This is a genomic window from Streptomyces sp. NPDC018947 (genome assembly GCF_044390505.1).
Taxonomy (GTDB): Bacteria; Actinomycetota; Actinomycetes; order Streptomycetales; family Streptomycetaceae; genus Streptomyces.
In genome coordinates this window covers 423870-449224 of the sequence record NZ_JBIRZD010000003.1, presented here as the reverse complement: position 1 = coordinate 449224, position 25355 = coordinate 423870, and the positions used below count along the sequence as shown (strand labels likewise).

Annotated in this window: 22 protein-coding genes; 15 read left to right on the top strand and 7 right to left on the bottom strand. The window is 72.8% G+C overall.

What is annotated here, in order from left to right:
- Positions 1–4: 4 nt before the first annotated feature.
- A complete protein-coding gene (locus ACH499_RS10030) occupies positions 5–520 on the top strand; it encodes an isoprenylcysteine carboxyl methyltransferase family protein (protein ID WP_356204061.1) in 516 nt (171 codons plus the stop codon).
- Positions 517–1548 (top strand): NAD(P)/FAD-dependent oxidoreductase, encoded by a 1032-nt coding sequence (locus ACH499_RS10025; RefSeq protein ID WP_399014656.1) that lies wholly within the window; start codon positions 517–519, stop codon positions 1546–1548. The genes ACH499_RS10030 and ACH499_RS10025 overlap by 4 nt, the downstream gene beginning before the upstream one ends.
- A gap of 132 nt (positions 1549–1680) precedes the next feature.
- Here ACH499_RS10025 and ACH499_RS10020 read toward each other — a convergent pair whose 3' ends face one another.
- Positions 1681–2874 (bottom strand): M14 family zinc carboxypeptidase, encoded by a 1194-nt coding sequence (locus ACH499_RS10020; protein WP_399014654.1) that lies wholly within the window; start codon positions 2872–2874, stop codon positions 1681–1683.
- A gap of 283 nt (positions 2875–3157) precedes the next feature.
- Between ACH499_RS10020 and ACH499_RS10015 the strand changes: the two genes are divergently transcribed.
- Positions 3158–4213, top strand: coding sequence for a M14 family zinc carboxypeptidase (locus tag ACH499_RS10015; RefSeq protein WP_399014652.1), 1056 nt, complete (start codon positions 3158–3160; stop codon positions 4211–4213).
- 175 nt (positions 4214–4388) lie between these two features.
- Here ACH499_RS10015 and ACH499_RS10010 read toward each other — a convergent pair whose 3' ends face one another.
- The gene (locus ACH499_RS10010) at positions 4389–5015 is read right to left on the bottom strand and encodes a ScbR family autoregulator-binding transcription factor (protein ID WP_399014650.1); all 627 of its coding nucleotides are present in this window, start codon (positions 5013–5015) and stop codon (positions 4389–4391) included.
- Positions 5016–5557: 542 nt separating this feature from the next.
- Here ACH499_RS10010 and ACH499_RS10005 point away from each other — a divergent pair.
- Positions 5558–6349, top strand: a complete 792-nt coding sequence (locus ACH499_RS10005; protein WP_399014648.1) for an HAD family hydrolase — start codon at positions 5558–5560, stop codon at positions 6347–6349.
- Positions 6350–6432: 83 nt separating this feature from the next.
- Positions 6433–7101, top strand: a complete 669-nt coding sequence (locus tag ACH499_RS10000; protein ID WP_399014646.1) for an aspartate/glutamate racemase family protein — start codon at positions 6433–6435, stop codon at positions 7099–7101.
- Between the two features lie 55 nt (positions 7102–7156).
- On the opposite strand, the gene ACH499_RS09995 is transcribed toward ACH499_RS10000, so the two are convergent.
- Positions 7157–7726, bottom strand: a complete 570-nt coding sequence (locus tag ACH499_RS09995) for a heme-binding protein (protein WP_399014644.1) — start codon at positions 7724–7726, stop codon at positions 7157–7159.
- 391 nt (positions 7727–8117) lie between these two features.
- Here ACH499_RS09995 and ACH499_RS09990 point away from each other — a divergent pair, with 391 nt between their 5' ends.
- The 5 genes from ACH499_RS09990 (at position 8118) to ACH499_RS09970 (ending at position 12961) form a co-directional block, all read left to right on the top strand.
- Positions 8118–8711, top strand: a complete 594-nt coding sequence (locus ACH499_RS09990; RefSeq protein ID WP_399014642.1) for a carbonic anhydrase — start codon at positions 8118–8120, stop codon at positions 8709–8711.
- A 99-nt stretch (positions 8712–8810) separates the two neighbouring features.
- Positions 8811–9281: a cyanase gene (cynS, locus tag ACH499_RS09985; RefSeq protein WP_356204078.1), complete on the top strand. Its 471-nt coding sequence runs from the start codon at positions 8811–8813 to the stop codon at positions 9279–9281.
- A gap of 142 nt (positions 9282–9423) precedes the next feature.
- A complete protein-coding gene (locus ACH499_RS09980) occupies positions 9424–9924 on the top strand; it encodes a nucleoside deaminase (protein ID WP_356204079.1) in 501 nt (166 codons plus the stop codon).
- Positions 9925–10022: 98 nt separating this feature from the next.
- On the top strand, positions 10023–10925 hold the full coding sequence (gene cynR / locus ACH499_RS09975; RefSeq protein ID WP_356204080.1) for a transcriptional regulator CynR: 903 nt from the start codon (positions 10023–10025) through the stop codon (positions 10923–10925).
- 254 nt (positions 10926–11179) lie between these two features.
- The gene (locus ACH499_RS09970) at positions 11180–12961 is read left to right on the top strand and encodes a SpoIIE family protein phosphatase (protein ID WP_399014638.1); all 1782 of its coding nucleotides are present in this window, start codon (positions 11180–11182) and stop codon (positions 12959–12961) included.
- Positions 12962–12971: 10 nt separating this feature from the next.
- Here the strand turns inward: ACH499_RS09970 and ACH499_RS09965 are convergent, their stop codons facing one another.
- Positions 12972–14846: an ABC transporter ATP-binding protein gene (locus ACH499_RS09965; protein ID WP_399014764.1), complete on the bottom strand. Its 1875-nt coding sequence runs from the start codon at positions 14844–14846 to the stop codon at positions 12972–12974.
- Positions 14847–15311: 465 nt separating this feature from the next.
- On the opposite strand from ACH499_RS09965, the gene ACH499_RS09960 reads away from it, so the two are divergent.
- From ACH499_RS09960 to ACH499_RS09940, 5 genes are all read left to right on the top strand, one after another.
- Positions 15312–16391 (top strand): mechanosensitive ion channel family protein, encoded by a 1080-nt coding sequence (locus ACH499_RS09960; protein WP_399014636.1) that lies wholly within the window; start codon positions 15312–15314, stop codon positions 16389–16391.
- 130 nt (positions 16392–16521) lie between these two features.
- A complete protein-coding gene (locus tag ACH499_RS09955) occupies positions 16522–18741 on the top strand; it encodes an NADP-dependent isocitrate dehydrogenase (RefSeq protein WP_399014633.1) in 2220 nt (739 codons plus the stop codon).
- 482 nt (positions 18742–19223) lie between these two features.
- On the top strand, positions 19224–20582 hold the full coding sequence (locus tag ACH499_RS09950; protein WP_399014631.1) for a bifunctional o-acetylhomoserine/o-acetylserine sulfhydrylase: 1359 nt from the start codon (positions 19224–19226) through the stop codon (positions 20580–20582).
- Complete coding sequence (locus ACH499_RS09945; RefSeq protein WP_399014762.1) at positions 20579–21733, top strand: homoserine O-acetyltransferase; 1155 nt, start codon at positions 20579–20581, stop codon at positions 21731–21733. The genes ACH499_RS09950 and ACH499_RS09945 overlap by 4 nt, the downstream gene beginning before the upstream one ends.
- Before the next feature lie 74 nt (positions 21734–21807).
- Entirely contained in the window at positions 21808–22608 is an 801-nt protein-coding gene (locus tag ACH499_RS09940) for an N-formylglutamate amidohydrolase (RefSeq protein ID WP_399014629.1), read from the top strand.
- A gap of 130 nt (positions 22609–22738) precedes the next feature.
- Here the strand turns inward: ACH499_RS09940 and ACH499_RS09935 are convergent, their stop codons facing one another.
- The 3 genes from ACH499_RS09935 to ACH499_RS09925 are packed head-to-tail and all read right to left on the bottom strand — an operon-like array spanning position 22739 to position 25334.
- Complete coding sequence (locus tag ACH499_RS09935; protein ID WP_399014627.1) at positions 22739–23251, bottom strand: hypothetical protein; 513 nt, start codon at positions 23249–23251, stop codon at positions 22739–22741.
- On the bottom strand, positions 23248–23889 hold the full coding sequence (locus ACH499_RS09930) for a sigma-70 family RNA polymerase sigma factor (RefSeq protein ID WP_356204089.1): 642 nt from the start codon (positions 23887–23889) through the stop codon (positions 23248–23250). The genes ACH499_RS09935 and ACH499_RS09930 overlap by 4 nt, the downstream gene beginning before the upstream one ends.
- 8 nt (positions 23890–23897) lie before the next feature.
- Positions 23898–25334, bottom strand: a complete 1437-nt coding sequence (locus ACH499_RS09925; RefSeq protein WP_399014625.1) for a S8/S53 family peptidase — start codon at positions 25332–25334, stop codon at positions 23898–23900.
- Positions 25335–25355: the final 21 nt, after the last annotated feature.

Genomic DNA, 25355 nt, shown 5'->3' with positions numbered 1-25355 from the left:
CCTCATGCCCTGGTACACGCTTCTCGTCCTCGCCGTCGCGGCCGAGCGCATCGCCGAACTCGTCGTCGCCCGGCGCAACGCCGCCTGGACCCTCTCCCGTTCCGGGGTGGAGCACGGCCGCGGCCACTACCCGGTCATGGTCGTGCTCCACACGGGTCTGCTCGCCTGCTGCCTCGCGGAACCCGTGCTGGCCCACCGGCCGTTCCTGCCCGCTCTGGGGTGGCCCATGCTGGCGCTCGTCGTCATGGCGCAGGCACTGCGCTGGTGGTGCATCACCACTCTGGGGCCGTACTGGAACACACGGGTCATCGTCGTCCCCGGAGCGCGCCTGGTCGCCGCCGGGCCCTACCGGTTCCTGCGCCACCCCAACTACGTCGCCGTCGTCGTGGAGATCGCCGCCCTCCCGCTGGTCCACTCCGCGTGGCTGACCGCCATGGCGTTCACCGCGGCCGACGCGCTGCTGCTCGCCGTCCGCATCCGCTGTGAGAACACGGCCCTGGCCTCGGCGGCGCCCGCGTGAACGGCGGCCACGACCTGCTGATCGTCGGAGGCGGCCCGGCCGGTCTCGCGACCGCGCTGCACGCCGCGCGCGCCGGGCTCGACACCGTCGTGGCGGAGCCCCGCCGGGCACCGGTCGACAAGGCGTGCGGCGAGGGCCTGATGCCCGGAGCCGTCCGCGCCCTCGGCACGCTCGGCCTGGAGGTCCCCGGCCACCCGGTCACCGGCATCCGCTACCTCCAGGGCCCCCGCCGGGTACAGGCCGCGTTCCGGGACGGCCCCGGCCTCGGTGCGCGCCGCACCGACCTGCACGCTGCCCTGCACCGGGCCGTCGTGGACGCGGGGGTGCCCGTGCTGCCCCTGCGGGTGCGGGACGTGCGGCAGGACGCGACGGGCGTGACCGTGCCGGGTACGGGTCTGCGCGCACGCTGGCTGGTCGCGGCGGACGGACTGCACTCACCGTTGCGCCGTTCGCTCGGCCTGGAGGTGAGGACCCGTGCGGCGCCCAGGTACGGCCTGCGCCGCCACTACGCGGTGCCTCCCTGGTCCTCGTACGTCGAGGTTCACTGGGGGCCCTGCGGGGAGGCGTACGTGACTCCGCTCGGCCCCGCTCTCGTCGGTGTCGCCCTGCTGACGGCCCGGCGAGCGCCCTTCGGCACCCAGCTCGAGGGCTTTCCCGAGCTGGCGGCCCGCCTGCCCGAGGAGGCGGCCGTCACCGCGGTGCGCGGCGCCGGGCCGCTGCGCCAGCGGGCACGCACCCGCGTTCACGGACGGGTGCTGCTCGTCGGCGACGCCGCCGGATACACGGACGCGCTGACCGGTGAGGGCGTCTCCCTGGCCCTCGCCGGAGCCGAGGCCCTGGTCGCCAATGTCCGCCGCGGCACGCCCGGCCGCTACGAGGCCGACTGGTGCCGCGCGACCCGCCGCCACCGGCTCATGACCGACCTGCTGGTGCGGGCCCGCCGGCAACCGGCACTGGCGTCACGCATCACGCCCACGGCCGCACGCCTGCCCCGCCTCTTCGCGGCGGCGGTGAACGCCCTGGCGTGACCCCATGGCCGCCGCCACCTCCCCGATCCGGGGGCCCGGTGTCGGACCCCGCCGGAAGAGGCGGCGGTTCCCCTGGCTCCGCACCAGGTGCCGGTGCGGAGCCAGGGGCGAGCCGGGCCGGTGAGTCCGCCGTCAGGCGCCGGGGCCGTCGGAGGGCAGCGTGACGCGCGTCGGGATGGCGTCGTAGACGCCGGTGTCGAGCGAGTTCACGGAGCCGTCCGCGACGGCGTCGACCAGACCGCCGAGCCCGGTCTCCACCATCTTGGCGAGCATGCCGTTGCGCTTCATGCCGTCGTACTGGGTCTGCGAGGACGTCTCGAAGAGCACCGCCGCGGAGCCGCGCAGTTGGTACGAACCGAGCGCGGTGCCCGGCAGGTTGGTGGACTGGGGGTAGAGGGTCAGGTCGCCCCAGGCGGAGTCGCCCCGCTCCTGCAGCGCCTGGTAGACGGCGACGTTGGCCCGCTTGGAGGCCTCCATGTCGAACTTGGGCCAGTCGCCGAACTGGGCCGGGTCGTCGATGAACTTGGCCGAGATGGACAGCGGCGACATGCTCTCCATGTCCTCGGTGGCGTAGCAGGACCACTGGTTGTGCAGGTCGACGAAGTAGTCGACCGTGCCGAACTCCCGCTCCAGGGAACGGTAGACGTCGCGGGAGGTCTGCGCCTCGGGGGTGATGTACCAGCCGGTGTCGGCGCTGTCGCCCGGGAAGTCCTCGGCGGCGGGAACGTAGTCCAGGTCCGGATTGAAGTCCCGGTTGACGTCGAATCCGCCGACCCGGGAGTTGTAGTTCCACGCCGGGGACGCCCCCGCCAACTGCGGGAAGTCGGTGACGACGTCGTCCCAGGTCATGTCGTTCTGCCGCTGGTCGAGCTCGCCCCCGTCCACGTTCAGGCGGGGGATGACCACGACGGTGACGTTCTCGCGCAGCTCCTTGGCGGCCGGGGTGTTGGAGCCCCACTGCTTGAGCAGTTCGAGGGCCGCTTCCGTGCCGTGCATCTCGTTGCCGTGGATCTGTGTCTGCACGAGCACGACCTTGTCGCCCTCGCCGACGCGCGCCGTGTGGATGGCGCGGCCCTGGTGGGAGTACCCGGCCACCTCCACGTCGACGGTGCCACCCGTGCTGGTCTCCAACTGCTTCAGGGCACTGGTCAGTTGCGCGTAGTCGACGAAACCCTCGTTGCCGGATCCGGAGGCCTCGGTGCCGCAGTGGGACTCGGGCGGGATCGCGCCGTCGGTGGTGCCGGCGGCGGCGTTGGCGGCGACCGTGGAGAGGCCGGCGATCAGAGCCGTGCTCGCCAGTGTGGAGACCCATTTTCGAGCGGACATTCACTGCTCCTCAGGTGTCGTGTGGCACTGCCGAGGGGGTGGCGTGCGTCACTCTAGGCGGCCGGGAGCCATCTGTGAACCAGGTCTTTACTCCTGTCGCATGCGCACCACGCCCGACGGGCCGCCGACCTGCCTGCAACCACCACGCACTTGGCGGTACTTTCTCGCGGAATGCCCCCCAACAGCAGAAACTCCCGGCGAGTACAAGCCATTGACGGGTTTTCACGGTGCTCATAGGCTCGCCCGCCATTGGGCCGCTGCCCGAGACACCAGGGAGAAACACATGCGCAAGTCCACGGGTTTCACCAGATCGCACCGCACGGCTGCCGCCGCCCTCACCGGCGCGCTCCTGCTGACCGGCACCCTGTTCACCGGTAACGCCGCCGCGGTCGGGGAAGGCCCCGACTACCAGGGCAACGAGACGATCACCACCTCGATCCTGTCCACGTATGACGACGTCGCCCGCTTCCTGAAGGACCAGGACGCCAAGCAGGACGCCATGGAGCTCGAGGTCATCGGGCAGACCGTCAAGGGCCGTGACATCCACCTGGCCAAGTACATCAGCGACCCGGACAACCCGACGATCCTGTACCTGGCGCAGCAGCACGGCAACGAGCAGCTCACCACCGAGGCCATGCTGCACACCATCAAGTCCCTGGGTTCGCCGTCCAAGGCCTCGATGCTCAAGGACGTCAACGTCCTGTTCATCCCGATGTTCAACGCCGACGGCGCGATGGGCGACGTGAACTTCAGCCTCGACGGCTACCTCGCCAAGGGCGAACGTCACCTGACCCGCTACAACGCCAACAACGTCGACCTCAACCGCGACCACGTGGCCAAGGCGCAGCCCGAGACGCGGGCCCTGCACCAGAACGTGCTGCGCGCCTACCACGTGGACTACGCGATCGACCTGCACCACCAGGGCACCCAGTCCCGGGTGAACGGGGACCTGGTGTCCGGTTCGATCCTCTACCCGACGACCCCGGACGTCTCGCCCGAGCTGGTCGAGAGGTCCAAGCGGCTCGGCGCCGTGGTGTACCAGAACGTCGACCGCACCGGCTGGGGCCACATCGGCCGGTACGACGGCGGGTCGGCGAACACCATCGGCCGCAACGGCATGGCGGCCGAGTACGGCATCGCCACGCTGCTGTTCGAGATGCGCGGCATGAGCGACCACGAGTACGCGCCGTACGTGCTCGGCCAGAAGTCCAACGGCTACCTGATCCGGCAGTCGGTGCTCACCATGGAGTCCACCATCAAGGCGATCGCCGACGGCTCGATCGACCGGGCGGACACGTCCTTCTGGGACACCCTCCCGCAGCAGTGCAGCACCTGCTGACGGCTCGGCGAACACCCCTGGACACGGTTCCCGAAGGAGCGGAAGCCTCGATACGCGGGACCTGACGGGTAACCCGGGTGCCAGGCGTGTCCGACGGCGGCAAGCGGCAACGGCCTGGTCGACCGGCATGGGGTCGGCCAGGCCGTTGCCGTGTCCCCGCGTGCGTCCTCGCGGGTCAGGGGCGGCGGTCGGCCGGCCCGGGGCCGGTGGGCACCGGGCGCGCGTCCCGCTGGAGCGAGGGAAGGGTCAGGTTCCACCAGTCGGCGAGGCGGCCGGTGAGGGCGTGCGGTCCTTCGAGCGCCTCGGTGGTGGCGCAGAAGCCGAAGAAGGCGCGGACCAGGGTGCGGGCGGTGGGGGCCGGGCGGACGTGGGCGGCCAGTTGACCGCTGCTGCGGGCCTGGGCGAGCAGACGCGTGGCCGCGGTCGTCCAGAGGACGAACGGATCGGGAAGGCGCACGTTGATGGTGTCGCGCTCCGCCCACAGGCGGGCGCCGGCGCGCGTCAGGGGGTCCTCGGAGAGAGCGCGGGCGATCTCGTAGCTCAGCGCGACCAGGCGTTCCAGCGGCGGCACGGTCCGGTCGCCGTACCGCGTGGCGAGGCCGTGCCAGGTGGCGAAACCGTCCCGGACGACGGCGAGGGCGATGCCCTCCTTGTTGGTGTAGTGGAAGTAGACGGAGCCGCTGGTCCGTCCGGACCGGGCGCATATGTCGTTGACGCTGGTCCCCGCGTATCCCTGCTGGGCGAAGAGGCAGGCGGCCGCCTCCAGGAGTGATCTGCGGGTTGCTCTGGCCCGTTCCTGCAAGATCCCGTGCCCTTCGGCTCGTTGTGGGATGAACGACGGAGAATGTAGTGCGCCCGCGTACGCCTGGAGCAATCAGGCGTCAACTGTGCGCGGTTAATGCACATTTTTTTCGAATACGCACGCGGGCGAGTGGAAAATGGCTCTTTAAGGGTTTTTCTGGGTTCGCCGGGCAGCCGTGTCCTTGCATGCCGGGCGACGGTTTTCGTCTCTCATCGTGCAGCAAGTCCCTTTGTTTTGCGCCGTGTTGACGGAACGCAGTACGCCGGCGCCGACTCACCGCCCATGGTCGCGTACACCCTTTCCGCCCGGCGGTCGAGCACTCGAAGTAGTGATTGCGCCGCCTTTCGGGACCGAAATAACGTAGCCGTTGCAATGTTTTCCTTTTGCGGCTGATGCCCGAAATGCGAACCGTCCCGGTCGATGGCACCGACGAGGGAACGGTGACGGTCCTGGTGGCCCGTCCCGGGAGGCCGCACCACCTCGCTCCGCGGTCCCGCCGTGCGCGCGACCGCCCGCCCCCCCAGGAGGCCACCGTGGCACCGATGTCTCGATTTCTGCCGAACTGGTCACCCGAGGCCATCGTCTTCGACTGCGATGGCACCCTGATGGACACCGAACGCCACTGGCAGGACGCCCGCAACCGGGCCTTCCGCGAGTTCGGACTGCTGCCGCCGCCGGGTTTCGCGGAACGGGCCAAGGGCGTGCACTACGTCGACTGCGGGCGCCTCATGGCCCAGGAGACCAACAAGCCGGAGCTGGCCACGGAGCTGACGGCGGCGCTTCTCGGGCACTTCCTGTCCCTCGTCGCCGAGGATCCGCTGACGATGCCGGGCGCCGCCGAGTTCGTGCGGCTGTGCTCGCGCCGGGTTCCGCTCGCGGTGGCCAGCAACTGCCCGCTGGAGGTGGTGGACGAGAGCCTCGGCCGCGCCGGGCTGCGCCGGTACTTCCGCCACGTCGTCGTCCCCACGGTGCTGCCGGGCGAGCCCGGCGCGGCGGAAGCCGCGACGCCCGGCGAGCAGGAACCGGTGGTGCGGCCCAAGCCGTGGCCCGACGTCTACAGCACGGCCGCGCGGTTGTGCGGGGTCCCCGCGGCGGCCGCCCTCGCCGTCGAAGACTCCCTGACCGGGGTGGAGTCGGCGTGGCGCGCGGGCCTGCGGGTGGTCGGGGTGGGGCCGCTGCCGAACGGCGGCGAGAGCGGGCGCGCCGACGCCTGGGTCACGGGGCTGGACGCCGAGGAGGTTCTGGCGTGGGCGCGGGAACGGCTGCCGGGTCCGGGTGCCGAGGGGGCTCGGCCGAGCGCCGAACGGGCCCGGGAGAACCCCCGGGACACGTAGGGGGACGTACCGCGGGACCCCGGGGACGGAGGGACGCGCCGATCATGGTGAGAGCCGGCAGCGGAGACAGCGGAGAGCCTCACATGACAGTCGTCGTCCTGATCAACCCCAACACCTCGCGGGCCACCACCGACATGATGGCCGCCATCGCCGGGCGGACCCTCCGCGCCGACGACGGCCACGAGGTCCTCGGGGTCACCGTGGCCGAGGGGCCGGCGATGCTGGTCTCCGAGGACGCTCTGCTCGCCGCGGCGCCCCGCGTCCTGGACGCGGCGCGGCGCGTCCTCGACGGACCGGTGGGCGAGCGCGTCCGGGCCTTCGTGGTGGGGGCGTTCGGGGATCCCGGGGTCGAGGAGCTGCGCGCGTGGGCCGGGGTCCCCGTCGTGGGGATCGGCGAGGCCGCCATGGCCGAGGCCGCGGCGGACGGCCGCCGGTTCGGTGTCGCCACGACCACCCCCGGCCTGACCGCCGCCATCGACGCGCGGGCCCGCCGGCTGGGGTGGTCCGGTCGGTACACGGGGGTCCGCGTCACTCCCGGCGATCCGCTGCGCCTGGCCGCCCGCCCCGACGTCATGCGGGAACGGCTGGCCGAAGCGGTCGGCGCCTGCGTCACCGAGGACGGTGCCGAGGCCGTCGTCATCGGCGGGGGCCCGCTGGGAGAGGCGGCCGAGGCGCTGCGACACCGCTTCCCGGTACCGGTCGTCGGCCCGGTCCCGGCCGCATGCCGGACGGTGCGGCGGTTGCTGCGATGAGACACCGCTCACCCATGGGATAGCAACTCGCGGACGCCGCGGGGCAGGCGGCAGGTCAGCCGCGGTCGCCGAGCGCAGCGACCGCGGCCCGGGCGAACTTCTCGTCGAGGTCGCCGGACGGGGCGCCCGCCACGCCGATGCCCGCGATCGGCGCGTTGCCGTGCGCCACCGGTGCGCCGCCGGCGAGGAAGAGGGTGTTCGGGATGTCCTTCAGGTTCGGGGCGTTCCGCAGGCGCTCGGCCAGTTCCGAGGTGGGGGCGTTCCAGGAGACGGCGGTGTACGCCTTCCTGATCGCGGACTCGTAGGACTGCGGGCCGGCGCCGTCGCCGCGCAGGGTGACGACGGTGTTGCCGTTGCGGTCCACGACCGCGACGGTGACCCGCTGCCCCTCCTTCTCGGCGGCCTTCAGCGCGGCCCCGGCCGCCCTCGCGGCGGCGTCGGCGGTCAGGTGGGTGGTGGTCGTGGTGGCCTTCGACTTCACCGCGACCGGGGCGGCGGGCGCGGCGGCCGGGGCCTCGGCGGAGGCGGACACCGCACCGGCCACACCGGCGGCGACGGCGGCGACGATCCCCGCGGAGGTGATGACCTTGGCACGGGTCGAGAACTTCTTGGCCTTGTGCTGCATGGCGGCGACTCCCTGGGCTGTCACGGCTTTCCGCGCCGGTCGCGCGGCGTCTCCAGCATCAGGGCGGAACCCCCGCCCGCCCGTCGGCGTTCCGGCTGCTTCCCGGGGGCGGGACGGTGGACGCCGGGGTCGTCCGATCGGATGACCCGGGGGCCTCGGCGCACTCCCTGAGCAACAGGGCAACAGGTATCCCATTGACCGGTGAGCGGCTCCGGCTCCCCTTCCGGCGGCCCGCCGCCGTCCCGCGACCAGGACCACGCCCGGGTGGAGGTATTGGTGCCACCAATAGGGTGGATCGTTATCGCATCTTGGACTCTATACGGGCACGTCACGCATGGTGGAACACGTCGGTCCCGCAAGGCCGGCAGAGCCCCACAGAAAGGAGTGACCGATGCGTGACCTCGCCGACGGCGTCCGGCATTTCCAGCGGAACGTCCATCCGCGCAAGGCGGACCTGTTCGCCCGTCTGGCCGGCAACCATGCGCCGCACACGCTGTTCGTCGGCTGTTCCGACGCCCGCGTGGTTCCGGAGCTGATCACGGACAGCGAACCCGGGGAGCTGTTCGTGATCAGGACGGCAGGCAACCTGGTCCCCGCGTACGGAACGCCCGCCGAGGGCGTGGCCGCGAGCGTCGAGTACGCCGTGGCCGTGCTGGGTGTCTCGGACATCGTCGTGTGCGGACACTCCGCCTGCGGTGCCATGACCGCGCTGGCCGAGCACCACGACCTGAGCCGGACGCCCGCCGTCACCCAGTGGCTGCACCACGCCGACGCGTCCCGCGCCCGTGCCGCCTCCTCGGGCGACGTCCCGAGCCTGGTGCGCTCCAACGTGCTGGCCCAGTTGACGAACCTGGCCACCCACCCCTCCGTCGCCGGAGCACTGGCCGAGGGATCCGTGCGGCTGCACGGCTGGGTCTTCGACATCGCCACCGGAGGGGTCGACGTGCTCCACACCGTCGGCCACAGCGGTGCCCAAGCGGCCTGACCGGCCCGGCCCTCCCGCTCCTCCCGTCCCGGATCAGGGACAGGCTCCTCCACCCACCCCCACACCCGTATCCGAATTCCGTACCTGAAGGAGAACGTCATGACGCACGCCCAGTTCGACCCCACCGCCCGTCAGGCCGTGGCCGCCGCCGCGGTCGAGGCCAAGACCCGCAAGAACCTCACCTGGGAGCGGATCGCCGAGGCCTCCGGCCTGTCGGTGGCCTTCACCACGGCGGCCGTGCTCGGCCAGCACGCCCTGCCCGAGGAGGCCGCCCGCGGGGTCGGTGAGCTGCTGGACCTCGACGAGGACGCGGTACTGCTGCTGCAGACCATCCCCACCCGCGGTTCCCTCCCGGGCGGCGTTCCGACCGACCCGACCATCTACCGCTTCTACGAGATGCTCCAGGTCTACGGCACCACGCTGAAGGCACTGGTGCACGAGCAGTTCGGCGACGGCATCATCTCGGCCATCAACTTCAAGCTGGACGTCAAGAAGGTCGCCGACCCCGAGGGCGGCGAGCGTGCCGTGATCACGCTGGACGGCAAGTACCTGCCGCTCAAGCCGTTCTGACACCGGCCGAGGCCGTACTGACGACGCGCCGATGAGGAACGGCGTCCCCGGGCGGGCCACGGCACACCCCGGCCCGCCCGGGCCGCCCTCCCGCCCCACGGCGCGCCCCCACGTTCCCCCCTTCCCCCCAAGGAGTGCCGACATGGACTTCGTCCGGCGCACGATCGATCTCGCCCGCCGCAACGTCACCGAGGGCGGCCGGCCCTTCGCCACCGTCATCGTCAAGGACGGCGAGATCCTCGCGGAGAGCCCGAACAAGGTGGCCCAGACCAACGACCCCACCGCCCATGCCGAGGTCCTCGCCATCCGCGAGGCATGCGTGAGGCTCGGCACCGAACACCTGGTGGGGACCACGATCTACGTACTGGCCCACCCCTGCCCGATGTGCCTCGGCGCGCTGTACTACTGCTCGCCCGACGAGGTGGTCTTCCTCACCACCCGCGACGCCTACGAGCCGCACTACGTGGACGACCGCAAGTACTTCGAACTCGACTCGTTCTACGGCGAGTTCGCCAAGAACTGGGACGAGCGCCGGCTGCCCATGCGCCACGAGCCCCGCGACGCCGCGGTGGACGTCTACAAGCTGTGGCAGGAACGCAACGGCGGCGAGCGGCGCGTCGCCGGCGCCCCCACCACCTCCTGAAGCGCCACACCGCCCGCCGCGCGGCGGGCGGCGGGCGGCGGGCGGCGGGCGGTACCGGCTCGGCCGGAAAGGTCAGGGACTGCCCGTATATTTGCACGGTGTCCGTGGAACTGCGTCACCTGCGCTATCTCCTCGCCGTCGCCGACCAGGGCAGCTTCACCCGGGCCGCGGAGGAGCTGTTCATCTCCCAGCCGACCCTGTCCCAGCAGGTCAGGCAATTGGAGCGGACGCTCGGGGTGCAGTTGCTGGACCGGACGGGCCGCAGTGTGCGGCTCACCGACGCCGGAGAGACGTACGTGCGGTACGCGCGACGGGCGCTGCGCGACCTGGCCGCGGGGGAACGGGCCCTCCAGGACGTCCAGGACCTCACCCGCGGCCATCTGCGGCTCGCGGTGACGCCGTCCTTCACCGCCTACCTCGTCGGCCCGCTCGCCGCCGAGCTCCACGAGCGTCACCCGGGAATCACCCTCACCCTGCGGGAGATGCCCCAGGACAGCATCGAATCGGCCCTGCTGGGCGACGACATCGACGTCGGCATCGCCTTCGCCGGCGCCCACCAGCAGGGCATCGACGCGGTCGGCCTCTACACGGAGACCCTCGGCCTCGTCGTGCGCGCCGAGCCCGGCCCCTCGCGCAGGACGCCGCTGGACCTGCGCGAACTCACCGATCAGGAACTCGTCCTCCTCAGCGGTGACTTCGCCACGCGCGGGCACATCGACGCCTACTTCGCCCAGCACGGCGTCACCCCGCGCACCGTGATGGAGGCCAACTCCATCCAGGCCCTCATCGAGATCGTCCAGCGCACCCCCCTCGCCTCCGTCCTGCCCGACGCGGTCACCCACGACCACCCCCACTTGCGGCCCGTGCCCCTCGAACCCGCCCTGCCCGCACGCAGGGTCACCCTCCTCAGCCGTGCGCACGCCTATCGCAGCGCCGCCGCACGTGCCTTCGTCGGACTCGTCCACGACGTGGTGGCACGACGCGGCTATCCCCCCGCCTGACCGGCCCGCCGGGTGCCACCCGCTTCGGGGGCGGCACGGATCTCCGCAGCTTTTCGCCGGACCCGCGCCCGACATCCCGTTTGCCGGGTATCGACTTCGTCTCAAACCGACCGCGTCCGGCCGAGGCGTGCTACAAGGGGGTCCCCGGGTGGAGCCTCCCGCCGCGGGAGAGCGGCTTCCTCCGGCCCCCGGACGGGCGCGGTGCGCGGTCGGAGGGGCGGAACCGGTTCCTGGAGGCCCTGGGAGGAGGACGCGTGCGGGAACGACACTGGCTGCGCGGAGCACGACGGCCTCCGCGCCCCCTCGTCGGGGGGCGGCGCACGCTGCGGGCCGCGCTGCGGCCCCTGTCCGACGCCCTGGTCGCGCGCCACCGGCTGGCCTGGCTGAACGAGGCGGCGCTGCGCATCGGGACCACGCTCGACCTCCGGCGCACGGCGGAGGAACTCTCCGACTTCACCGTGCCCGAGCAGGCGGACGCGTCCGCGGTGGACCTGCTGGACTCGGTGCTCAGGTTCCAGGAGGGCGACCGGGCCCGGGGGCCCGGTGCCCCCGAGCTGCGGGCCATGGCGGTCTCCCACGTCGAGGGACTGGAACTGGCCCCCGACCCGGTGGGCGAGCTGTCCGTGCACACCGCCGACCGGCTCGGGCAGACCTGTCTGACCACGCGGGAACCGGTGCTGCTGACCCGGATGACACCGTCGGACTTCGACGCCGTCGCCCCCACGCCGGAGGCCGCCGCCCTCATGCGCCGCGCCGGCGTGCACTCCTATCTGGCGGTGCCGCTGATCGCCCGCGGGGTGCTCCTGGGCCTCGCCGACTTCCTCCGCGTGGGCAGCCGCGCCCCGTTCACCGACGCCGACGTGGCGCTGGCCATGGACCTCGCCTCCCAGGCCGCCCTGTGCATCGACAACGCCCGGCTGTACGGACGCGAGCGCGAGCACGTGGTCACCCTCCAGCGGGCCCTGCTGCCCCGCACCAGCCCCGGCACGCCCGGCCTCGACGTGTCCACGTGCTACTCCCCGGCCGACGACCCCGCCGCGGTGGGCGGCGACTGGTTCGACGTCGTCGCGCTGCCCAGCGGCCGTACCGCCCTGATGGTGGGGGACGTGATGGGGCGCGGGCTGGCCGCCGCCGCGACCATGGGGCGGCTGCGCACGGTGGCCCGCACCCTGATGGCGCTCGACATCGCGCCCGAGCGGCTGCTGGCCCGGCTGGACCTGGCCGCCCGCGACCTGGAGGAGGACCAGGTCGCCACCTTGCTGTGCGCGGTCTACGACCCGTGCGCCGGCAGCTTCCGCATCGCCAGCGCCGGGCACCCGCCGCCCCTGCTGACCGGGCCGGACGGCGTCGCCTCCTTCCTGGACGTGCCCGTCGGCGCCCCGCTCGGGGCCGGCGTGATCCCGTACGACCCGGTCGACTGTCCGGTCCCCGGGAAGGGACGGCTGACGCTGTTCACGGACGGGCTGGTCCGCTCGCGCACCGCCGGCCTCGGCACCCAGCTCGAACGGCTGCGCGCGGCCGTCGGCGACGGTGTGCCCGAGGACGGCACGGTGTGCCGGGCGATCACCGAGCGCGTCGGCGCGGACCGGTCCGACGACGCGATCGTGCTCGTCGCGGCCACCCGGCCGCTCGGCCCCGAGGGCGACGCGTACGTGCGCGCCCTGCCGCCGGACGGCAAGGCCGCCGGGCAGGCCCGCGCCGCGGTGCGCGAGCAGCTCGTCACGTGGGGGCTGGAGGACCTGGTCGACACCACGGAGCTGGTGGTCAGCGAGCTGGTCGGCAACGCCCTGCGGTACGGGAACGCCCCCGGTGAGCTGCGGCTGCTGCGGCACGAGCGGCTGTCGGTGGAGGTGTCCGACTCCGGGCCGGACCTGCCGCAGATCCAGCACGCCGACGTGAACGACGAGAGCGGACGCGGGCTGCAACTGATCAACCTGCTGTGCCGGCGCTGGGGTTCGTGCCGCACCGCCGACGGCAAGGTGGTGTGGGCCGAGCAGGACCTGCCCGCGCGGACGGGGACGCCCGGCCCGCCCTGACCCCGGCCCGCTACGCCGCCTTCTCGACCTGCGGCGGGGCGAACTGCGTGCGGTGCAGTTCGGCGTAGCGGCCGTCCGCGGCGAGGAGTTCGTCGTGGGTGCCGCGTTCCACGATGCGGCCGGCCTCGACCACCAGGATCTGGTCGGCCGCCCGGACGGTGGAGAGCCGGTGGGCGATCACGATGGCCGTCCTGCCCTCCAGGGCCTCCGCGAGGGCCTCCTGCACGGCCGCCTCGGAGGTGTTGTCGAGGTGCGCGGTGGCCTCGTCGAGGATGACGACGCGCTGGCGGGCCAGCAGCAGGCGGGCGATGGTCATGCGCTGGCGTTCGCCGCCGGAGAGCCGGTAGCCGCGCTCGCCGACCACGGTGTCGAGGCCGTCGGGCAGGGACCGTACGAGGTCGTCGAGGCGGGCGCGGCGCAGCGCGTCCCACAGCTCGGCCCCGGTGGCCTCGGGACGGGCCAGCAGCAGGTTGGCACGGACCGTGTCGTGGAAGAGGTGGCCGTCCTGGGTGACCATGCCGAGGGTGTCGCGCAGTGACCGCGCGGTCAGGTCGCGCACGTCGACGCCGCCGATCCGCACGGCGCCGGCGTCGGTGTCGTACAGGCGCGGCAGGAGCTGGGCGATGGTCGACTTGCCGGCGCCGGAGGAGCCGACGAGCGCCACCGTCTGGCCGGGTTCGGCACGGAAGGAGAGACCGTGCAGGACCTCGTCGCCGCCGCGCGTGTCCAGGGAGGCGACCTCTTCGAGGGAGGCGAGGGAGACCTTGTCGGCGGAGGGGTAGCCGAAGCGTACGTCGTCGAACTCCACGGCGACCGGGCCGTCGGGAACCGGGCGGGCGTCGGGCTTCTCGTCGATGAGCGGCGTCAGGTCCAGCACCTCGAAGACCCGCTCGAAGCTGACGAGGGCGCTCATCACCTCGACGCGGGCCCCGGCGAGCGCGGTGAGCGGCGCGTACAGGCGGGTCAGGAGCAACGCGAGGGCGACGACGGCGCCGGGGTCGAGGGTGCCGCGCAGGGCGAACCAGCCGCCGAGGCCGTAGACGACGGCCAGGGCGAGGGCGGAGACCAGGGTGAGCGCGGTGATGAAGGCGGCCTGGGCGGTGGCGGTGCGGACCCCGATGTCGGCGACGCGGCGGGCGCGGGCCGCGAACTCGGCCGACTCCTCCTCGGGGCGGCCGAACAGCTTGATCAGCGTGGCGCCGGGCGCCGAGAAGCGCTCGGTCATCCGGGTGCCCATGGCGGCGTTGAGCGCGGCGGCCTCGCGCTGCATACGGGCCATGCGGCGCCCCATGCGCCGGGCGGGGACGACGAACACCGGCAGCAGCACGAGGGCGATCAGGGTGATCTGCCAGGACAGGGTGAGCATGACGGCGAGGGTCAGCAGCAGGGTGACCAGGTTGCTGACCACGCCGGACAGGGTGTTGCTGAAGGCGCGCTGGGCGCCGATGACGTCGTTGTTGAGACGGGAGACGAGGGCTCCCGTGCGGGTGCGGGTGAAGAACGCGACCGGCATGCGCTGCACGTGGTCGAAGACGGCGGTGCGCAGATCGAGGATGAGGCCCTCCCCCAGCGTCGCCGAGAGTCTGCGGGAGTAGATCCCGAGCCCCGCCTCCGCGACCGCGATGAGCGCGATCAGCAGGGCCAGGCGGACGACGGTGCCCTCGTCGCCGCCGGTCACGATCGCGTCGACGACCCGTCCGGCCAGTACGGGGGTGGCGACGGCGAGCAGCGCGGTCGCCACGCCGAGGAGGACGAAGCGGGCGATGCGGCGGCGGTGCGGGCGGGCGAAGGCGCCGATGCGGCGCAGGGTGGCGGGGTCGAAGGGGCGGCGTTCCTGCTCGGCGTTCATCACGCTGTGCAACTGGGTCCAGGCCGTGGTCTCCATGCTCATGCCGTGACGGTAGAACCTCGAGCTTCATTGAGGTCAAGGGACAGGGGCCGGCGTCGCGCGAGCCCCCGTCCGGGCGTCGACCATCCGCGGGTGGTGCGCGGCGCCCGGCGGCGGGCGCCACGGCGGTGGCCCTCGCCTTCCGCGCCGTCACGGTGCCGCTGCCGCTGCCGCCGGGGGCGGTGACGCCGGCCGTGCCGGTGCGCGGGCGGGTGCGGCGAGGGCGGCGCCCGCGTGACCGCCCGCCGGCAACGAGCCGCTCCGGGCCCGGAGCGGGGGCCGACGCCCCGTGGGTGCGAAGGGCACCGGTGGATGCGGCAGGATGAGCCCTCGCACCGGTCGAACCGCCTTGCGAGCCGGTGCGATCGCACATCACGGAATCGAGCAGGTGACAGTGACGAGTAATCACATACGGCCGTCGGCGCGGGGCTTCGCCGGCGCCGTGCCCTTCGGAGGTGACAGATGACGGGCGACCTCACCGTGGACCACCTGGTGGCCGCGGGCATCGCGCTGGCCGCCGGTCTGCTGGGCGCCTTCCTGCTGCGCATGCTGCTGCGCTGGCTGGGACGGCACGCGGAGCGCACGCGCTGGAGCGGCGACGACGTGATCGTGAAGGCGCTGCGCACGGTGGTGCCGTGGGCCGCGGTCTCGGGCGGCGTGGCGGGCGCGGCGGCGGCGCTGCCGCTGACGCGGACGGTGCAGCACAACGTCAACCAGGTCCTGACCGTCCTGCTGATCTTCGTCGTGACGGTGTCGGCGGCCCGGGTGATCGCCGGGCTGGTGAGGACGGTGACGACGTCGCGTTCCGGCGTGGCGGGGTCGGCGACGATCTTCGTCAACATCACCCGGGTGCTGGTGCTGGCGATCGGCTTCCTGGTGGTGCTCCAGACGCTGGGCATCTCCATCGCGCCGATGCTCACCGCCCTCGGCGTGGGCGGTCTGGCCGTCGCCCTGGCGTTGCAGGACACGCTCGCCAACCTCTTCGCGGGCATCCACATCCTGGCGTCGAAGACCGTGCAGCCGGGCGACTACATCAAGCTCAGCAGCGGCGAGGAGGGCTACGTCGAGGACATCAACTGGCGGCAGACCACCGTCCGCGCCCTCTCCAACAACCTGGTCGTGATCCCCAACGGCCAGCTCGCCAAGACGAACATGACCAATTTCATGCGCCCCGAGCAGCGGCTGACCATCCTGGTGCAGGCGGGCGTCTCCTACGACAGTGATCTGGAGCACGTGGAGCGGGTCACGACGGAGGTCGTCTCGGAGGTCATGACGGAGATCACCGGGGCGGTGCCGGAGCACGAGCCGGCGGTGCGCTTCCACACCTTCGGCGACTCGCGGATCGGTTTCACCGTGATCCTCGGCGTCGGCGAGTTCAGCGACCAGTACCGGATCAAGCACGAGTTCATCAAGCGCCTGCACAAGCGCTACCGCGAGGAGGGCATCCGGATCCCGGCGCCCGCCCGCACGGTCGCGCTCCAGCAGGGAACCGTGGTGATCCCGCAGCAGCGGGCGGGCGAGGACACCGTGCCGTCCGCCTGACCGGTCCCCCGGCGCACAGGGGTCGCGCGGCCGGTTCGGCCGGATTCTCCGCACGACCCCTGTCGAGCCGAGCACGATCAGGAGATATCTTGATGTCGAGCAATGTTGCAGACGTGGAGCGGAGCACCCGGTGACTGACTCGACCATCATCTACACACACACTGACGAGGCCCCGGCCCTGGCGACGTACTCGTTCCTGCCCGTGGTCCGGGCGTACGCCTCTCAGGCGGGTGTCTCCGTGGAGACCCGGGACATCTCGCTGGCCGGCCGGATCATCGCGCTGTTCCCGGAGTACCTCACCGAGGACCAGCGCATCCCGGACGCCCTCGCCGAGCTGGGCGAGCTGGCCAAGACGCCCGCCGCCAACATCATCAAGCTGCCGAACATCTCGGCGTCCATCCCCCAGCTCAAGGCCGCGATCGCCGAGCTGCAGGGCCAGGGCTACGCGCTGCCCGACTACCCGGACGACCCGAAGACCGACGAGGAGCGCGACGTCCGCGCCCGCTACGACAAGGTCAAGGGCTCCGCGGTCAACCCGGTCCTGCGCGAGGGCAACTCCGACCGCCGCGCCCCCGCCTCGGTGAAGAACTACGCCAAGACCCACCCGCACCGCATGGGCGCCTGGACCCCCGAGTCCAAGACCAACGTCGCCACCATGGGCGAGAACGACTTCCGCTCCACCGAGAAGTCCGTCGTGATCGCCGAGGACGGCACGCTGCGGATCGAGCTGACCGGCGACGACGGCACCACCACGGTGCTGCGCGAGTCCGTACCGGTGAAGAAGGACGAGGTCGTCGACGCCTCGGTGATGCGCGTCGCCGCGCTGCGCGAGTTCCTGACCGCGCAGGTCGCCCGCGCCAAGGCCGAGGGCGTCCTGTTCTCCGTGCACCTGAAGGCCACGATGATGAAGGTCTCCGACCCGATCATCTTCGGCCACGTGGTCCGCGCCTTCTTCCCGAAGACCTTCGCGCAGTACGGCGACGTGCTCGCCAAGGCCGGCCTCACCCCGAACGACGGCCTGGGCGGCATCTACAAGGGCCTGGAGTCCCTGCCCGAGGGCGCCGAGATCAAGGCCTCCTTCGACGCCGAGCTCGCCGAGGGCCCCGAGCTGGCGATGGTCGACTCCGACAAGGGCATCACCAACCTGCACGTGCCCTCCGACGTCATCGTCGACGCCTCCATGCCGGCCATGATCCGCACCTCCGGCCACATGTGGGGCGCGGACGGCCAGGAGCACGACACCCTCGCCGTCCTTCCGGACTCCTCCTACGCCGGCGTGTACCAGGCCGTCATCGAGGACTGCCGCGCCAACGGCGCCTACGACCCCTCCACGATGGGCTCGGTCCCGAACGTCGGCCTCATGGCGCAGAAGGCCGAGGAGTACGGCAGCCACGACAAGACCTTCGAGATCCCCACCACGGGCACGGTCCGCCTGGTCGACCAGAACGGCGTCACCGTCCTGGAGCAGACGGTCTCCGCGGGCGACATCTTCCGCGCCTGCCAGACCAAGGACGCCCCGATCCGCGACTGGGTCAAGCTGGCGGTCACCCGCGCCCGCGCCACCGGCGACCCTGCCGTCTTCTGGCTGGACGAGGGCCGCGCCCACGACGCCAACCTGATCGCCAAGGTCGAGCAGTACCTGCCGGAGCACGACACCGAGGGCCTGGACATCCGGATCCTGTCCCCCATCGAGGCGACGAAGCTGTCGGTGGAGCGCATCCGCCGCGGTGAGAACACCATCTCCGTCACCGGCAACGTGCTGCGCGACTACCTGACCGACCTGTTCCCGATCCTGGAGCTGGGCACCAGCGCCAAGATGCTGTCGGTCGTCCCGCTGATGGCGGGCGGCGGCCTGTTCGAGACGGGCGCCGGCGGCTCCGCGCCGAAGCACGTCCAGCAGCTCGTCAAGGAGAACTACCTGCGCTGGGACTCCCTGGGCGAGTTCTTCGCCCTGGTGCCGTCCCTGGAGCAGTACGCGGCGGCCACCGGCAACGGCAGCGCCAAGGTCCTCGCCGACACCCTCGACCGCGCCACGGCGACCTTCCTCGACGAGGACAAGTCCCCGACCCGTCGCGTCGGCGGCATCGACAACCGCGGCAGCCACTTCTACCTCTCCCTGTACTGGGCGCAGGAGCTGGCCAAGCAGACCGACGACGCGGACCTGGCCAAGGCCTTCGCCCCGCTCGCCGAGACGCTCGCCGCCAACGAGCAGAAGATCGTGGACGAGCTGAACTCCGTCCAGGGCAAGCCGGCCGAGATCGGCGGCTACTACCAGCCCGACCCGGCCAAGGCCGCCGCGGTCATGCGCCCGTCGGCCACCTGGAACGAGGCGCTCGCCTCCCTGAGCTGACGCTCCGTCCCCCAGGGACACACCTCCCGCTTCGCCCCGGCTCCGGCGCTCCGCCCGGCCGGGGCGAAGCCCTTTTCCGGGGCCCAGGAGCCGTTCGTGAACGCTCCGTGTCGCGTCCGGCGCATCGCTGTTCCGCCCCGGCCCTCGTGTGCTTACCTCGTGCCATGACCGTGCTCGTGACCCGCCGCCACATCGACCTCGCGCGCGTCACCACCACCGGCTGTCGCGCCGCGGGCTGACGCACCGGCCTTCGGCCCCCTCTTCCGGCGTCGTCTCCGACGCCCTTCCCCGCGGCGTCCGACGCCGGCTGCCGCGTGCCAGGCGTGCGCCGGCGCGCACGAAGACGCCCTCGCCCACGCCGACGCCCGCGGACCCGAACACCCGTACATGCACGCGCAGGCGCGCCCGTACGCGCCGGCACGCACCTTCACTCCCCACTCCGCACTCCCCACTCGCCACTCCGCACGAGGAGCACACGCGCCATGAGCCAGCCCGTCGACGCCGTCACCGCAGGTCACACCCCCGAGGAGGCCCCGGCCTCCGCCGCCTCGGCCTGGTCGTTCGAGACCCGGCAGATCCACGCCGGAGCCGTGCCCGACCCGACGACCGGCGCCCGCGCGACGCCGATCTACCAGACGTCGTCGTTCGTCTTCCGCGACACCCGGCACGCGGCCGACCTGTTCTCGCTGGCGGAGCCGGGGAACATCTACACCCGCATCCACAACCCCACCCAGGACGTCCTCGAGCAGCGGATCGCCTCGCTGGAGGGCGGTGTCTCGGCCGTCGCTCTCTCCTCCGGGCAGGCCGCGCAGACGCTGGCGATCCTGACGCTGGCGGGAGCCGGCGACCACATCGTCTCCAGCACCTCGCTGTACGGCGGCACCTACAACCTCTTCAAGCACACCCTGCCCCGGCTCGGTGTCGAGGTGTCCTTCGTCGACGACCCGGCGGACCCGCGGGCCTGGCGGGCCGCGGTCCGGCCCACGACCAAGGCGCTGTTCGCCGAGTCGCTGGGCAACCCGCGCGGCGACGTCCTCGACATCCGCACGGTGGCCGACGCCGCCCACGCGGCGGGCGTACCGCTGATCGTGGACAACACCGTGCCGACGCCCTATCTGCTGCGGCCGATCGAGCACGGCGCGGACGTCGTGGTGCACTCGGCGACCAAGTTCCTCGGCGGGCACGGCACGACCATCGGCGGCGTGGTCGTGGACGGCGGCACGTTCGACTTCGGCGCGCACCCCGACCGGTTCGCCGGCTTCACCGAGCCCGACCCCAGCTACCACGGCCTGCGCTACTGGCCCGCGCTCGGCCCCGGCGCCTACGCCGTGAAGCTGCGCGTGCAGTTGCTGCGCGACCTGGGCCCGGCGCTCTCCCCGCACTCCGCGTTCCTGCTGCTGCAAGGGGTGGAGACGCTGAGCCTGCGCATCGAACGGCACTCCGCCAACGCACTGGCCCTCGCCGAGTGGCTTGAAAGCCGTGACGAGGTCGCCGCCGTCCACTACCCGGGCCTGACGTCCAGCCCGTGGTACGAGGCGGGGCGGACGTACCTGCCGCGCGGGGCGGGCGCGATCGTCTCCTTCGAGCTGCGGGACGGGATCGAGGCGGGCCGCCGGTTCGTGGACGGCGTGGAGCTGTTCAGCCATCTGGCCAACATCGGGGACGTACGCAGTCTGATCATCCACCCGGCGTCCACGACCCACAGTCAGCTCGACGAGGAGCAGGCGACGGCGACGGGAGCCACGCCGGGCCTGGTGCGGCTGTCCGTCGGCACCGAGAACCTCGCCGACCTCAAGGCCGACCTGGAGGCCGGTTTCCGCGCGGCCAAGGGCGCGTCCTGAGCGCCGCCCCCGCCGGGCCCGGCACGACCGTCCCCCTCCCGCCGGCCTCCGGGGCCTGGCGGGAGGGGGACCCGCCCGGGCGGCGGCAGTGGTACGCGGCGCCCGATCCGCTGCCGCTGGAAGCGGGCGGTGAACTGCCCGGCGTGCGGCTGGCGTTCGAGACGTGGGGGCGACCGGCACCGGACCGTTCCAACGCGGTGCTGGTGCTGCACGCGCTCACCGGGGACAGCCATGTCGCCGGGCCCGTGGAGCCGGGGCATCCGTCGCCGGGCTGGTGGGACGGGCTGGTCGGGCCCGGGCTGGCCCTGGACACCGACCGCTGGTTCGTCGTCGCGCCGAACGTGCTGGGCGGCTGCCAGGGCAGTACGGGCCCGGCCTCGCCGCGGCCCGGCGGGCGGCGGCGCTGGGGCGGCGCCTTCCCCTTCCTGACCCAGCGGGACCAGGTCGCGGCCGAGGTCCGGCTCGCCGACGCGCTGGGCGTCCAGCGGTGGGCGCTGGTGGTCGGCGGGTCGATGGGCGGGATGCGGGCGCTGGAGTGGGCGGTGTCCCACCCCGGGCGCACGGAGTCGCTCCTGTTGCTGGCCACCGCGGCGGCGGCGAGCGCGGAGCAGATCGCCTGGGCCGGCGTCCAGGTGCGCGCCGTCCGGGACGACCCCCACTGGTACGGCGGCGACTACCACGGCACCGGCCGCGGCCCGGTCGCCGGCCTCGCTCTGGCCCGCCGTCTCGCGCACCTCACCTACCGCAGCGAACCGGAGCTGGCGCTCCGCTTCGGCCGGGCGCCGCAGGGCGACGAGCACCCGTGGCGCGGCGGCCGGTACCAGGTGGAGTCGTACCTCGACCATCACGCGGCGAAGCTGGTGCGCCGGTTCGACGCGGGCAGTTACGTCGTGCTGTGCGAGGCGATGAACGCCCACGACGTCGGCCGCGGCCGGGGCGGGGTGCGGGCCGCGCTGGGCGGGGTGAGCGCCCGGACGCTGGTGGCGGGTGTGGACTCGGACCGGCTGTATCCGCTGTCCCAGCAGGCCGAGCTGGCCGCGCTGATACCGGGTGCCGACCGGCTCCGGGTGATCGGGTCGCCGTACGGGCACGACGGGTTCCTGATCGAGACGGAGCAGGTCGGCGCGCTGGTGCGGGAGCTCCTGGGCTAGGGCGTCCGGGGGCGTTGTCAGTGGCATGGTGCACGATCACGGTGTCACATCGTCCGCGGACCGAGAGAGCATCCATGACCCCTGCCGCACCACCGTCCTTCGCGCTGCTGCCCGGCGCCGGCACCTCCCCCGTCATCCTCCATGTCCCGCACTCCTCGCGGGAGATACCCGCCGAGGTCCGCCCCGGCATCGTCCTGGACGACGCGGCGCTGGAGAGGGAGCTCGACCACATCACCGACGCGCACACGGCCGAGATCGCCGAGGCGGCGGCCGGACTGGCCGGACTCACGCCCTGGCGGTTCGTGAACCGGGCGTCGCGGCTGGTGGTGGACCCGGAGCGGTTCCCGGACGAGCGGGAGGAGATGGCGGCCGTCGGCATGGGCGCCGTCTACACCCGGACCACGCACCGCGAGGTGCTCCGGGCCGACGGCACCGATCCGGAACCGCTGATCGAGCGGTACTTCCGGCCGTACGCGCGGGCGATGACGGACGCGGTCGCCGACCGGCTCGCCGCCACCGGACGGGCCGTCGTCATCGACGTGCACTCCTACCCCGCCGAGCCGCTGCCCTACGAGCTGCACGGCGCGGGCCCGCGCCCGCCGGTCTGCCTGGGCACGGACGCCTTCCACACCCCGCCCGCACTGCTCGCCGCGGCCCGCGAGGCGTTCGCCCCGTGCGGGGAGACCGGCCTGGACAGCCCGTTCAGCGGGACGTACGTGCCGCTGGACTTCTACGGGAAGCGGGCGGAGGTCGCCGCGCTGATGGTGGAGATACGCCGGGACACCTACATGACGGAGCCGGGCGGTCCGGCCGGGCCGGGGATCTCGCGGCTCGCCGGGGCGCTGGCGGAGCTGGTCGACGCCGTCTCGCGCTGAGAGCCTGCAGGAGCCGCCGCGCCGGCCGCCGGTCCCCCCCGCCGGTGTCCCCGCGGCGCCGGGCGCGGGAACGGCCCGCCGTCGGCCCGGACGGACCGGGACGGGCCCGCCCCGCCGGGCCGAGCGCCGGTCAGGCCCTCAGCCACTCCGTGACGAGCACCTCTCCGCCGGTCCGCAGCCGCAGGGCGAACGGGCCGGAGGGCGGGGCGTCGCCGGTGAAGCGGCCCATGTCGTCCGCCGTCAGCCGTGCGTGGGCGCGCGGCCCGCTGAGCACCTCGATCCCGGCCGGGCCCGGCGGGAGCACCTGGCCGAACAGCCCGTCGGAGGTCACCTCCACGTCGACGATCACCTCGTCGGCGCGGAACGTCAGCATCCGCGGCGGGTCCGTCTCGCCCCTCACCGGGATGGCGTCGACCAGCGAGTCGAAGGTCAGCTCGGCGACGCGTGCCTCCACGTCGTGCAGCGCGTAGGCGTCGACGGCGATCCGTCGCAGCTCGGCCGGGACCGGGTCGAGGATCGCCGCGGCCTGCCGCAGTTCCTCCTCCAGCAGCCCCGACTCCAGCTCGCCGTCCGTGAACACCTCCTCGGACCGCCCGTCGCCGAAGTCGCCGTAGTCGTCGCGGGCGTCGTGCCGATCGCTCATGATGTCGTCCCCCGTGCCTCCAAGCGGGTCCGCAGCCGGCGCAGACAGCGCTGGCGCATGGGCCCGATGCTGCCCACCGCGATTCCCAGCGCGGCGGACACCTCCTGATAACTGGGCGGCGGCGAGGAGATCAGCACCCTCAGCAACTGGCGGCACCGCTCGCCCAGTTCCTCGAACTCCTGCCACAGCCGCCTGACGCGTTCGGTCTGCTCGGCGGCCTCCTCGGAGTCGAGCACCGACTCCTCCGGCGTACGGTCCTCGCTCGGCCGGTCGAGCAACTGCGGGTCGTCCGTCGGCGTCCAGCGACTCGACGCCTTGAGCAGCTTCAGGCACTCGTGGCGGGCGGTGCTCGCCAGCCAGGAACCCGTCTTCTCCGGCTCACGGATGCGCCCCAGGTTCTGGGCGAACCGGAACCAGGCGGTCTGGTACACCTCGTGCGCGTCGGCGTCGGACAGCCCGTGCGCCCGCACGACGGACCACACCAGCGGCCCCAGCCCGTCCACCAGTGACTTCCAGGCCGCCGCGTCCCCGTCGGCGGCCGACCGGACGAGCACCCCGACATCTGCACGGTCCACGGCCCCACCCCTCGTGTACGACACGCCATCGTACGCCGCGGAGGGGGCCCTTCCGCCCGGCATCGCGCCGCTCACCGTCCGGGGGCGGGCGGCGGTTCGACCGGGCCCGGACGCCAGGTGGGCGGCAGGAGCGCCGGTACGTGCGCGCCGCGCACCTCGGCGAACCCGGTGTTGGCGGCGAGGAGTTGCCTGCGTGCCGCGCGGGGGTCGGTCTCCTTGCCCTCCGTCATGTACGAGGCGATCATGCCCGCGACGACGGGAGTGGCGAAGGAAGTGCCGCTCCACTGGGCGTGCCCCTCGAACATCACCTGGTCCGGCTTGGCCGGCGCGTCGCCCGGTTCGCTGAGCACCCCGTTGTGCCGCGGGTACTGGCAGGTGCAGGCGTAGCCGAAACCGAACCGGCAGGCGTCGTAGGTGGAGTGCTGGTAGACGTACGGCACCGGCGTGCCGAAGCCGGTGAGGGCGCTGGTGAGGCGCTCACCGGGGGCGTACGCCTTGACCCAGCCGCCGTGGTTGCTGAAGCAGGCGCCGAACTCGCCGTCGGCGCGCAGCGCGCCGACCGACAGGACCGAGTTCTCCCAGCCGGGCAGGTCGGCGTAGGCGGCCGGCCAGAAGGGGGTGGCGCTGGCGTTGTTGCCGGCGGCGGCGACCAGCAGGGTGCGCTGGTCGCGCAGTTCCTCCATGAAGGCCTGGAGGCCGAGCAGGCCGTCGGTGCGGCCGTTGGAGGTGCCCGCAGAGAGGCTGAGGATGTCGGGCCAGCCGCCCTGGTCGACCGCCTCGAAGAGCTTCTCGCCGAACTCGGACTCCAGGATGGCCCCCGCGTCGTTGAGGGTGCCCCGCACGGTCACGTCGGTGTTGGGGGCGACGGCGGCGACCAGTCCGGCGATGAACGTTCCGTGGCCGACGTACTGCTGGAGGACCCCGTCGTCGTCGCACTCCCTGATCTGGGCGTCGCCGTCGGTGTGGAGCAGCAGCGGGCAGGAGCGGTAGTCGTGCATCAGGCCGGTGTCGACGACCAGGACGCCGACGGCGGTGTCCGCGTCGTACGGCGTGGCGGCCGGCGCCGGGTTCGGGGGTTCGCCGACCGGGACGGGCACGGGCTCGTCGCCGGGGCAGGCGTTCACGGCGATGGAGACAACGTGGTTGCGGCTGATCAGCCGGCGGCCCGCGCGGCCCTCCACCGCCCTCAGCGAGCGCAGCGCGCCCGCGACGGTGGGGTCGCCGTCGCGGTCGCCCTCGCCGGGGTCGCCGACCCTGATGCGGGTGATGCCGGTGCGGTTGGTCTCCGGGCCGGCCCGGCGCACCTGGTCCGGGGCGAGACCGGCGAACGTCGTGAAGTGCTCGCGCACGGTGTCCTCGACCAGGCGGGCCTCTTCGCCGTCGCGGGCGAGGACGACACCCTTCTCGTAGAAGAACTCGGCGGAGTCGTCCGGCCCCATCGCCAGCGGAACGCCCGGCATCGAGCGCTGGATCTGGTCGAACTGCTCGCGGAATCGCTGTGGTGCCATGCGGGGTCCTCCACTGAGGCG